Raw genomic sequence first — 10,365 nt, 5'->3', positions numbered from 1 at the left:
GGTGCAGCTCGATCACCAGCGCGGCGACCAGCGCGATGGCCACCGCCAGTACCGCCAGGGTCCACCAGGTCGACCTGGTCATGGGCCGCATCCGCATCAGGCCGCTACAGCCCGGCCAGGGCCAGCAGATGCTCGGTTTCGGGACCCCGGACCAGCGCGGCGGCCTCCATCGGATCGGTGGGCCCGAGCCCGAATGAGGGGCAGTCCCTGGCCAGCACGCACACGCCGCAGGCCGGTTTGCGAGAGTGACAGACCCGCCGGCCGTGGAAGATCACTCGGTGGGACAGCACCGTCCATTCCTTGCGCTCGATCAGTTCGCCGACCGCGTGCTCCACTTTGACCGGGTCCTCCTCGCGGGTCCAGTCCCACCGCCGCACCAGCCGCCCGAAGTGGGTGTCGACGGTGATGCCTGGGATCCCGAACGCGTTGCCCAGGATGACGTTGGCGGTCTTGCGGCCCACCCCGGGCAGCCGCACCAGTTCGTCCATGGTGTCGGGCAGTTCCCCGTCGTGGCGTTCGACCAGCGCCTGCCCCAGCTTGATCAGTGAGGTTGCCTTGTTGCGGTAGAAGCCGGTGGGCCGGATCAGCTCCTCCAACTCGGTGCGGTCGGCCTGCGCGTAGTCCAGCGCGGACGGGTAGCGGGCGAACAGCGCCGGCGTCGTGAGATTCACCCGCACGTCGGTACATTGGGCCGACAGCACCGTCGCGACGGCCAGCTCCAGCGGCGTGGTGAAGTCCAGCTCGCAGTGGGCATCCGGAAAGGCCTGCGCCAGAGTCCGATTCATTCGGCGAGCACGCCGTACCAACCCGATCCGGGTCTCCGTCCGCGCCGCGCGGGCGGCTTTGTCCACTGTCACCTCCGACAGGGTACTAATTTGTGACCGCAATGAGACCTTGCCCAGGTTTACTGTCACCTTGTGTCCTGGCTGCTGATCACCGCCATACCTGCGTTGCTGATGCTGGCAGCGGTGAGGCTGGAGCGCATTGAGACCGGGTTGAGCCAGGTGGAGACGACGAATCCGCAGTTTCCCCGGACTCGGCGCGCCAATCGTGTGTAGCGTTGGCACGACGCTTGACGCTTGGCTCTAGACTCAGATGGCTAGCCCGGTAAAGGCTGGCGTTTGCGCGTTTCAAACCTTCATTCAAGAACATCTAAGGGGCAACGTGGACGAGATCCTGGCGAGGGCCGGAATCTTCCAGGGAGTTGAGCCCAGCGCCGTCGCCGCGCTGACCAAGCAGCTTCAGCCCGTGGACTTTCCGCGCGGACACACGGTGTTCGCCGAAGGAGAGCCCGGCGATCGGCTGTACATCATCGTCTCCGGGAAAGTGAAGATCGGCCGGCGGTCGCCCGACGGCCGAGAGAACCTGCTGACCATCATGGGACCGTCGGACATGTTCGGCGAGCTGTCGATCTTCGACCCCGGCCCGCGGACCTCCAGCGCGACCACCATCACCGAGGTGCGGGCGGTCTCGATGGACCGCGACGCGCTGCGGTCGTGGATCTCCGACCGGCCCGAGATCGCCGAGCAGCTGCTGCGGGTGCTGGCGCGCCGGCTGCGCCGCACCAACAACAACCTCGCCGACCTGATCTTTACCGACGTGCCCGGCCGGGTTGCCAAGCAGCTGCTGCAGCTGGCGCAGCGGTTCGGCACCCAGGAGGGCGGGGCGCTGCGGGTCACCCACGACCTGACGCAGGAGGAGATCGCCCAGCTGGTGGGGGCCTCGCGGGAGACGGTGAACAAGGCGCTGGCCGACTTCGCCCACCGCGGCTGGATCCGGCTGGAGGGCAAGAGCGTGCTGATCTCCGACTCCGAGCGGCTGGCCAGGCGCGCCCGCTAGTTCGTTGCGCCGAGGCTGTACTTAGCGCGGGAAAGTGCGAGTAGGCACCACGCTAACTACAGCCTCGCAAGCGGGAGGTACCCCCAGCCTCGCGCTGGGTTCAACCCCGCAGGTAGTCCAGCTGAGCCTGCACCGACCATTCGGCGGCGTCCCACAACTCCTCGTCGACGTCGGTGTAGACGTGTTCTACGACCTGGCGTGCGGTGGCGTCCTCGCCCAGCGCCGCCAGCGCGGAGCGCACCTGATCGAGTCGCTGCTCGCGGTGCGCCAGATACCCGGCGGCCACCGCGTCGATGTTCGGCAGCTCCGGCCCGTGCCCGGGCAACACGGTGCGTCCGCCCAGGCCGCGCAGCCGGTGCAGGGAGTCCAGGTAGTGCGCCAGGTCGCCGTCTTCGGTGTCGATGACGGTGGTGCCCCGGCCCAGCACGGTGTCGGCGGTCAGCACCGCATCGTCGAGCACGAATGACAGCGAGTCCGCGGTGTGCCCCGGGGTGGCGAACACGGTGATGCGCAGACCCGCCGCCTCGATCACCTGGCCGTCGATCAGGCCGCCGCCGAGCCGGCGCTGGAATCCGCTGCCCGCCGAGTACACCGGCACGTCGAGCGAGTCGGCCAGCTTGTCGATGCCGTCGGTATGGTCGAAGTGGCGGTGGCTGATCAGCACCAGCGCGACCTTGCCGAGCTCGGCGAGCCGGCCGATGTGCTCGTCGTCGTCCGGGCCGGGGTCGACGATCACCACCTCGTCGCTGCGCGGCCCGCGCAGCACCCAGGTGTTGGTGCCCTCCAGGGTCATCAGGCCGGGGTTGTCGGCCAGCAGCACCGACGCGGTCTCGGTGACCGGTCGCAGCCGACCGTAGGCGGGATGACTCAGTGACACACCTATCCGATTTCCACGATCAGCTCGACTTCGACGGGTGCGTCCAGTGGCAACGCCGAGACTCCGACGGCCGAGCGGGCATGCGCGCCGGCCTCCCCGAACACCTCGCCGAGCAGCTCGGAGGCACCGTTGACCACGCCGGGCTGGCCGTTGAAGGTCGGGGCGGAGGCGACGAACCCGACCACCTTGACCACCCGGGTCACCGCGTCGATGCCGACGAGGGCGTCCACGGCGGCCAGCGCGTTGAGCGCACAGATCCGGGCCAGCGCGTGCCCCTCTTCGGGGCTGACCTCGGCGCCGACCTTGCCGCTGCGGGCCAGCTTGCCGCCGGTCATCGGCAGTTGACCGGAGGTGTAGACCAGGTCGCCGGTCCGTACCGCCGGAACGTAGGCCGCCAACGGTGCGGCGGTCTCGGGCAGTTCGATCCCGAGTTCGCTCAGCCGCGCCCGCCAGCTCATTTCGGGCGCTTCAGGAAGGCGATGAGCTGCTCACCGGAGGGCCCGGGGAGCACCGAGACCAGCTCCCAGCCATCCTCGCCCCACTGATCGAGAATCTGCTTGGTGGCGTGCGTGATCAGCGGGACGGTGGCGTACTCCCACACGGTGCGTTCGCTCATAGCAGCGAGCTTATCGTTAGCCCGGGCAAGCGCTTGGTTAGCATGCAGTGGTGACAGCCTCACCGGGGAAGGACGGCGCGCAGGCGCCGACAGGCACGAGTCCCATCGGCTGGCCTTCGCGATTGACGAGGGCCCGGCTCCATTTCGTGACCGGTAAGGGCGGTACCGGCAAATCGACCGTGGCCGCCGCGCTGGCGTTGTCGCTGGCGGCCGGCGGGCGCCGGGTACTGCTCGTGGAAGTCGAAGAGCGCCAAGGGATTGCGCAACTGTTCGACGTGCCACCGCTGCCCATCGATCCGCTCAAGGTCGCGACCGCCGAAGATGGCGGGCAGGTCGACGCGCTGGCGATGGACATCGAGGCCGCGTTCCTGGAATACCTCGAGCTGTTCTACAACCTGGGCATCGCCGGCCGGGCCATGAAGCGCGTCGGGGCTGTCGAATTCGCCACCACCATCGCCCCGGGCCTGCGCGACGTCATCCTCACCGGCAAGATCAAGTACCACGTGATCCAGACCGACAAGAACAAGAAGCCGGTCTACGACGCGATCGTGGTGGACGCGCCGCCGACCGGCCGGATCGCCCGGTTCCTCGACGTCACCAAGGCGGTGTCACAGCTGGCCAAGGGCGGCCCGGTGCACTCGCAGGCCGACGGCGTGGTGAAGCTGCTGCACTCCGATCAGACCGCGATCCATCTGGTGACGCTGCTGGAGGCGTTGCCGATGCAGGAGACCCTCGAGGCGATCGAGGAGCTGCGGGAGCTGGACTTGCCCATCGGCAGCGTGATCGTCAACCGCGACATCCCCGCGCATCTGGAACCCGACGACCTGGCCAAGGCCGCCGAGGGAGTCGTCGACGCCGACGCGGTCCGCGCCGGCCTGACCGCGGCCGGCATCACGCTGTCCGACGACGACTTCGCGGGCCTGCTGACCGAGACCATCCAGCACGCCACCCGCATCAACGCCCGGACGGAGACGGCCGAGCAGCTGGAGCAGCTGGACGTGCCGCGGCTGCACCTGCCGACGATCACCGACGGGGTCGACCTCGGCAGTCTGTATGAGCTATCCGAGATTCTCGGCCGACAGGGGGTTCGATGACACCCGAAACGACCGGCAAGCCGGCGGCGCTGGACATGGCCGCCATCCTGGCCGACACCGCCAACCGCGTGGTGGTGTGCTGCGGCGCCGGCGGCGTCGGCAAGACCACCACCGCCGCCGCGATGGCGCTACGGGCCGCCGAATACGGCCGCACCGTGGTGGTGTTGACCATCGACCCGGCCCGGCGGCTGGCGCAGGCGCTGGGCATCGATGATCTGGGCAACAGCCCCCAGCGGGTGCCGTTGGCCCCGGAGGTGCCCGGCGAGCTGCACGCGATGATGCTCGACATGCGCCGCACCTTCGACGAGATGGTGGTCCAGTACTCCGGCCCGGAGCGGGCGGAGGCGATTTTGAGCAACCAGTTCTACCAAACCGTCGCCACCTCGCTGTCCGGCACGCAGGAGTACATGGCGATGGAGAAGCTCGGCCAGCTGCTCGCCGAGGACCGCTGGGATCTGGTGGTGGTCGACACCCCGCCGTCCCGCAACGCCCTGGACTTCCTGGACGCGCCGAAGCGGTTGGGCAGCTTCATGGACAGCCGGCTGTGGAAGCTGTTGCTGGGCCCCGGGCGCGGCATCGGCAAGCTGGTGGCGGGCGCGCTCGGCCTGGCGATGAAAGCGCTGTCGACCGTGCTCGGCTCGCAGATGCTCTCGGATGCGGCCAACTTCGTTCAGTCCCTCGACGCCACGTTCGGTGGGTTCCGGGAGAAGGCCGACCGCACCTACGATCTGCTCAAGCGGCGCGGCACCCAGTTCGTGGTGGTGTCAGCGGCCGAGCCCGACGCGCTGCGCGAGGCGTCGTTCTTCGTCGACCGGCTCGCCGGCGAGCACATGCCGCTGGCGGGGCTGGTCCTCAACCGGACCCACCCGATGCTGTGCGAGCTGCCCATCGAGCGCGCCATCGACGGCATCGAAACGCTGCAGCAGGCCCCGAGCGAGTCGGTGTCCGACGGGGCGAAGGCGCTGGCCACTGCGGCACTGCGGATTCACGCCGAACGTGGTGCCACCGCCAAGCGTGAGATCCGGCTGCTGTCGCGCTTCACCCGGGCGAACCCGCGGGTTCCCATCGTCGGGGTGCCCTCGCTACCGTTCGACGTCTCCGACCTGGAAGCACTCGGCGCCATCGCCGACCAGCTGACGGCGAAGTAGACGCAAAGAAGACTCAGTCGCGTTTCAGCCGGCGCCGCCTACCCGGCGTCACGCTGTTTGCGCTGGGCGGCGAAGTAGTCGCGCCACGAGGTCACCTCTGGGTGCTGCTTGAGCAGCGCCCGCCGTTGCCGCTCGGTCATGCCGCCCCACACGCCGAACTCGACCCGGTTGTCCAGGGCGTCGGCCAGGCATTCCAGCACCACCGGGCAGTGCCGGCAGATCACCGCGGCCTTGCGCTGTGCGGCACCGCGTACGAAGAGCTCATCCGGGTCGGCGCTGCGGCACAGCGCCTTGGAGACCCAGGCGATCCTGCTCTCGTCCTGCACGCCGCGCAGGACGGTACGGGAGGCCGGTGTCGCCGGTGGGTTGGTCTTTTGAACCGCTGGCCGTGTAAGAGACACTGACGATCCTCCGTCCCGGCCGCCCCAGCAGCCACCTATTCAGTACCTTCGATATCAGCGTCGACCGCCATTGCGATCTACGCCACATCGTGTCATCAGTGTTACCTGAATCGCACTCGATGTCCAAGTTAGGTGGTCAGGTGGCATTCGCGCAACTGGTAGATACCCACTTTTTTGGGACAACCGTGCCGTCCGATCATGATCTGCACGGTGGCGGGCCGCTGCGAACAGTCTGGACTCGGCGTTTTCCGGACGGGGCCGACCGGCCCCGGATCCGGCGCTCACCCCCGACGCCGGGGTCTGCCGGGGACTTCAGTGAGCGTCATCCGGTACCGGCGTTAGTGTGTTAGCCATGTCGGAGCGTCCCCCGACCGGCCCAACCGTGCTCAAACTGGCCGGGTGTTGTTTGCTCGCCGCCGTGCTGCTCGCGGCGCTGCTGTTCCCGGTCGCCGGGGGTATCGGCCTGATGTCCAACCGCGCCTCCGACGTGGTCGCCAACGGCTCGGCCCAGTTGGTCGGCGGCGACGTGCCGGCGGTGACGACGATGGTCGACGCCAAGGGCAACACGATCGCCTGGTTGTACTCCCAGCGCCGGTTCGAGGTTCCCAGCGACAAGATCGCCGACACCATGAAGCTGGCGATCGTCTCCATCGAGGACAAGCGGTTCGCCGAACACAGCGGCGTGGACTGGAAGGGCACGCTGACCGGGTTGGCCGGCTATGCCTCCGGTGACCTCGACACCCGCGGCGGGTCCACCCTCGAGCAGCAGTACATCAAGAACTACCAACTGCTGGTGCTGGCCCAGACCGATGCCGAGAAGCGCGCCGCGATCGAGACCACCCCGGCGCGCAAGCTTCGCGAGATCCGGATGGCGCTCACGCTGGACCGCACCTTCACCAAGCCGCAGATCCTGACCCGCTACCTGAACCTGGTGTCGTTCGGCAACAACTCCTTCGGCATCCAGGACGCCGCCCAGACCTACTTCGGGGTCGACGCCTCGGAGCTGAACTGGCAACAGTCGGCGATGCTGGCCGGCATGGTGCAGTCGACCAGCGCGCTGAACCCCTACACCAATCCGGAGGGCGCGCTGGCGCGGCGGAACCTGGTGCTGGACACCATGATCGAGAACCTTCCCGACCAGGCCGACGCGCTGCGGGCGGCCAAGGAGGAACCGCTGGGCATCCTGCCGCAGCCCAACGAGCTGCCGCGGGGCTGCATCGCGGCCGGCGACCGGGCGTTCTTCTGCGACTACGTGCAGGAGTACCTGGCTCGCGCCGGCATCAGCAAGGAGCAGGTGGCTCGCGGCGGCTACGTCATCCACACCACGCTGGACCCTGACGTGCAGGGCTCGGTCAAGCAGGCGATCGACAGTTTCGCCAACCCGAACGTGCAGGGCATCGCCAGCGTGATGAGCGTGATCAAGCCCGGCCCCGACGCGCACCCGGTGCTGGCGATGGCCAGCAACCGCACCTACGGGCTCAACGGCGACATCGGCGAAACCATGCGCCCGCAACCGTTCTCGCTGGTCGGTGACGGCGCCGGGTCGATCTTCAAGACGTTCACGGTGGCCGCGGCCCTCGAGATGGGCATGGGCATCAGCGCCGAACTCGACGTGCCGGGCCGGTTCCAGACCAAGGGCATGGGATCAGGCGGCGCCAAGGGGTGCCCCAAGGAGACCTGGTGCGTGGTGAACGTCGCGCCCTACCGGTCGCCGATGAACGTCTCCACCGCACTGGCCACCTCCCCCAACACCGCGTTCGCCAAACTGATCTCGCAGGTCGGGGTGGGACGCACCGTCGACATGGCGATCAAACTGGGGCTGCGCTCCTACGCCGATCCCGGTACCGCCCGCGACTACGACCCGGACAGCAACGAGAGCCTGGCCGACTTCGTCAAGCGGCAGAACCTCGGGTCGTTCACGCTGGGCCCGATCGAGGTCAACGCGCTGGAGCTGTCCAATGTCGCCGCCACGCTGGCCTCCGGCGGCATCTGGTGCCCGCCGAACCCGATCGACAAGGTCTTCGACCGCAACGGCAACGAACTGGCCGTCACCACCGAAATCTGTGAGCGGGTGGTTCCCGAAGGGCTGGCCAACACGCTGGCCAATGCGCTGGGCAAGGACATCGCCGGCGGCGGCACCGCAGCACCGGCGGCGGGTTCGGTGGGCTGGGACCTGCCGATGGCCGGCAAGACCGGTACCACCGAGGCCCACCGGTCGTCGGGTTTTTTGGGCTTCACCAACCGCTACGCGGCTGCCAACTACATCTTCGACGACTCCAGTTCACCGTCGGACCTGTGCTCGTTCCCGCTGCGGCACTGCGGGGACGGCGACCTGTTCGGCGGCAACGAGCCGGCCCGGACCTGGTTCGCAGCGATGAAGCCGATCGCCACCGACTTCGGTGACGTCATCATGCCGCCGACCGATCCCCGTTACGTCGACGGCGGCCCCAACTCGCGGGTGCCCAGCGTCGTCGGCCTGGACGTCGACGCCGCACGCCAGCGGCTCAAGGAAGTCGGGTTCCAGGTCGCCGAGCAACCGAACTGGGTCAACAGCAGCGCCCGCTCCGGAGCGGTGGTGGGCACCTCGCCGAGCGGACAGACCATTCCCGGCTCGATCGTGACCATCGAGGTCAGCAATGGCATCCCGCCGCCACCGCCACCGCCGCCGGAGGGCCTGCCGGCACCGGTGGGTTCGACGGTGGTGGAGATTCCCGGGTTGCCGCCGATCACCATTCCGCTGCTGCCGCCGCCGGCGCCGGGGCAGCCGTTGCCGCCGTAACCGCGGAGCCGCTGACGAGGCGCAGTAGTCTGAAACGCATGGCTCCATCACCCGCCCTGACCCGGTCCCTGGTCGCCGCATCGGCTGCGCTCGGACCGGCGGCCCTGGCCATCGGCTACGGCGCGATCATCGAACGCAACGCCTTCGTGGTGCGTGAGGCGACGATGCCGGTACTGGCGCCGGGTTCGTCACCGCTGCGGTTGCTGCACATCAGCGACATCCACATGCGCCCCGGCCAGCGCCGCAAGCAGGCCTGGCTGCGCGAGCTGGTCCGGCTGGAACCGGACCTGGTGGTCAACACCGGTGACAACCTGGCCCACCCGAAGGCGGTGCCGGCGGTGGTGCAGGCGCTCGGTGATCTGCTCTCGGTGCCCGGCGTGTTCGTCTTCGGCAGCAACGACTACTTCGGGCCGCGGCTGAAGAACCCGGCGAAATACCTGACCAAGCCCACGCATCGCATCTACGGCACGCCGCTGCCGTGGCAGGACCTGCGGGCGGCGTTCACCGAGCGGGGCTGGCTGGACCTGACCCACAACCGTCGGGAGTTCGACGTGGCCGGGCAGCGGATCGCCGCGGCCGGTGTGGATGACCCGCACATCGAGCGGGACCGCTACGACACCATCGCCGGCCCGGTCGACCCGACCGCCGCACTGCGGCTGGGGCTGACGCATTCGCCCGAGCCGCGGGTGCTCGACCGCTTCGCCGCCGACGGCTACCAATTGGTGATGGCCGGCCACACCCACGGCGGGCAGCTGTGCCTGCCGTTCTACGGCGCGCTGGTGACCAACTGCGGCCTGGATCGCTCCCGGGCCAAGGGACCGTCGCAGTGGGGCGGCCATATGCGCCTGCACGTCTCGGCGGGTATCGGCACCTCGCCGTTCGCGCCGGTGCGCTTCGCGTGCCGTCCGGAGGCAACCCTGCTGACCCTGGTGCCCGCACCGACCGGCGGCGATGACTCGCGGCTCACTCGCGGCTCCTGGGAGCCGTCCGTGTCGGCTCGCTGAGCGGGCGGGGCGCCGACCACGGGCATCCACGCCGCCGGGCCGACAACGCGATCCGGCTGATCGAGGCCGACACCCAGCTGCTGCGCTACCCGCTGCCCTCGGCGTGGGCCACCGAATGTGCCGCGACCGCTACGCCGCCCCCTACTTCAGCGACGACTGGCCGGCACAGCAAGGGCTGGACCCGAGGGGGGCCGCGGTGGCGCCGTCTGAGTTCGAGCGATCCGGCCGCTTCGGGTTCGGGTGAGTCTGTTCTTCGACGTTGTCGGGGTTGGTGGCCACCAGCCACAGCGCAGCCAGCGTGAAGAAACCCGCATACACCGCTCCGCCCAACAGTGTCATGATCCGACTCCCTTGCACAGCGTTAGTTATTAGCCAGTCTGCCTAGTTTTGGCGGTGTTTGCAGCTTCCCGCGCCGGATTGTGGGGTGTTTCATGCTGCGCCGACGGAGTGACCTGTGTCCCGCAATCGGCTTCTGGGCAGTGCGTTTGGGTAGCTGCCGGGGCGGTGCGATACGCTGTCGTGGCTTCACACGGGGTGTGGCGCAGCTTGGTAGCGTGCTTCGTTCGGGACGAAGAGGTCGTGGGTTCGAATCCCGCCACCCCGACTG

Annotated in this window: 12 protein-coding genes, 1 tRNA gene and 1 pseudogene; 8 read left to right on the top strand and 6 right to left on the bottom strand. The window is 68.6% G+C overall.

Features of this window, described 5'->3' with window-relative positions; all coding sequences use genetic code 11:
- Positions 1-104: 104 nt before the first annotated feature.
- A complete protein-coding gene (nth, locus tag DQP56_RS19480) occupies positions 105-851 on the bottom strand; it encodes an endonuclease III (protein ID WP_112688238.1) in 747 nt (248 codons plus the stop codon).
- Between the two features lie 66 nt (positions 852-917).
- Between nth and DQP56_RS24815 the strand changes: the two genes are divergently transcribed.
- Positions 918-1,058: a hypothetical protein gene (locus DQP56_RS24815; RefSeq protein WP_165825086.1), complete on the top strand. Its 141-nt coding sequence runs from the start codon at positions 918-920 to the stop codon at positions 1,056-1,058.
- Between the two features lie 106 nt (positions 1,059-1,164).
- On the top strand, positions 1,165-1,839 hold the full coding sequence (gene crp, locus DQP56_RS19475; RefSeq protein WP_013830875.1) for a cAMP-activated global transcriptional regulator CRP: 675 nt from the start codon (positions 1,165-1,167) through the stop codon (positions 1,837-1,839).
- 100 nt (positions 1,840-1,939) lie between these two features.
- Here crp and DQP56_RS19470 read toward each other — a convergent pair whose 3' ends face one another.
- From DQP56_RS19470 to sp36, 3 genes are read right to left on the bottom strand one after another with little or no spacing between them, the layout of a single operon-like run.
- The gene (locus DQP56_RS19470; protein WP_112688236.1) at positions 1,940-2,716 is read right to left on the bottom strand and encodes an MBL fold metallo-hydrolase; all 777 of its coding nucleotides are present in this window, start codon (positions 2,714-2,716) and stop codon (positions 1,940-1,942) included.
- A gap of 2 nt (positions 2,717-2,718) precedes the next feature.
- On the bottom strand, positions 2,719-3,174 hold the full coding sequence (locus DQP56_RS19465) for a RidA family protein (protein WP_083040146.1): 456 nt from the start codon (positions 3,172-3,174) through the stop codon (positions 2,719-2,721).
- The gene (gene sp36 / locus DQP56_RS19460; protein ID WP_109560444.1) at positions 3,171-3,332 is read right to left on the bottom strand and encodes a Sp36 family protein; all 162 of its coding nucleotides are present in this window, start codon (positions 3,330-3,332) and stop codon (positions 3,171-3,173) included. Before sp36 ends, DQP56_RS19465 begins: the two co-directional genes overlap by 4 nt.
- Positions 3,333-3,382: 50 nt before the next feature.
- Here sp36 and bagA point away from each other — a divergent pair, with 50 nt between their 5' ends.
- Together bagA and bagB are read left to right on the top strand one after the other, a co-directional pair.
- Entirely contained in the window at positions 3,383-4,426 is a 1,044-nt protein-coding gene (gene bagA, locus DQP56_RS19455; RefSeq protein WP_112688240.1) for an ATPase BagA, read from the top strand.
- Positions 4,423-5,574 carry an ATPase BagB gene (gene bagB / locus DQP56_RS19450; protein ID WP_112688234.1) on the top strand — a complete coding sequence of 384 codons (1,152 nt, stop codon included), beginning with the start codon at positions 4,423-4,425 and terminating at the stop codon, positions 5,572-5,574. Before bagA ends, bagB begins: the two co-directional genes overlap by 4 nt.
- A 38-nt stretch (positions 5,575-5,612) precedes the next feature.
- On the opposite strand, the gene DQP56_RS19445 is transcribed toward bagB, so the two are convergent.
- Positions 5,613-5,975 (bottom strand): WhiB family transcriptional regulator, encoded by a 363-nt coding sequence (locus DQP56_RS19445; protein ID WP_112688232.1) that lies wholly within the window; start codon positions 5,973-5,975, stop codon positions 5,613-5,615.
- Positions 5,976-6,327: 352 nt separating this feature from the next.
- Here DQP56_RS19445 and ponA2 point away from each other — a divergent pair, with 352 nt between their 5' ends.
- The 3 genes and pseudogenes from ponA2 to DQP56_RS25775 form a co-directional block, all read left to right on the top strand.
- Positions 6,328-8,754, top strand: a complete 2,427-nt coding sequence (gene ponA2 / locus DQP56_RS19440; RefSeq protein WP_112688230.1) for a transglycosylase/D,D-transpeptidase PonA2 — start codon at positions 6,328-6,330, stop codon at positions 8,752-8,754.
- A 38-nt stretch (positions 8,755-8,792) separates the two neighbouring features.
- Complete coding sequence (locus DQP56_RS19435) at positions 8,793-9,758, top strand: metallophosphoesterase (protein WP_112688228.1); 966 nt, start codon at positions 8,793-8,795, stop codon at positions 9,756-9,758.
- Positions 9,755-9,868, top strand: a pseudogene (locus tag DQP56_RS25775) (PLP-dependent cysteine synthase family protein); the annotation flags it as partial. The gene DQP56_RS19435 and the pseudogene DQP56_RS25775, both read left to right, overlap by 4 nt.
- A 31-nt stretch (positions 9,869-9,899) precedes the next feature.
- Here the strand turns inward: DQP56_RS25775 and DQP56_RS25840 are convergent.
- Positions 9,900-10,097: a hypothetical protein gene (locus tag DQP56_RS25840; RefSeq protein WP_165825085.1), complete on the bottom strand. Its 198-nt coding sequence runs from the start codon at positions 10,095-10,097 to the stop codon at positions 9,900-9,902.
- A gap of 191 nt (positions 10,098-10,288) precedes the next feature.
- Between DQP56_RS25840 and DQP56_RS19420 the strand changes: the two genes are divergently transcribed.
- Positions 10,289-10,362, top strand: a tRNA-Pro gene (locus DQP56_RS19420).
- Positions 10,363-10,365: the final 3 nt, after the last annotated feature.

It is taken from the genome of Mycolicibacter senuensis (assembly GCF_003284925.1).
GTDB classification, from domain to species: domain Bacteria; phylum Actinomycetota; class Actinomycetes; order Mycobacteriales; family Mycobacteriaceae; genus Mycobacterium; species Mycobacterium algericum_A.
This window is presented reverse-complemented; position numbering and strand designations above follow the sequence as displayed.

Coding starts and splice junctions, on each gene's coding strand:
- DQP56_RS25840 (WP_165825085.1), bottom strand. CDS start 10,097: ATGACACTGTTGGGCGGAGCGGTGTATGCGGGTTTCTTCACGCTGGCT.
- sp36 (WP_109560444.1), bottom strand. CDS start 3,332: ATGAGCGAACGCACCGTGTGGGAGTACGCCACCGTCCCGCTGATCACG.
- DQP56_RS19465 (WP_083040146.1), bottom strand. CDS start 3,174: ATGAGCTGGCGGGCGCGGCTGAGCGAACTCGGGATCGAACTGCCCGAG.
- bagB (WP_112688234.1), top strand. CDS start 4,423: ATGACACCCGAAACGACCGGCAAGCCGGCGGCGCTGGACATGGCCGCC.
- ponA2 (WP_112688230.1), top strand. CDS start 6,328: ATGTCGGAGCGTCCCCCGACCGGCCCAACCGTGCTCAAACTGGCCGGG.
- DQP56_RS19435 (WP_112688228.1), top strand. CDS start 8,793: ATGGCTCCATCACCCGCCCTGACCCGGTCCCTGGTCGCCGCATCGGCT.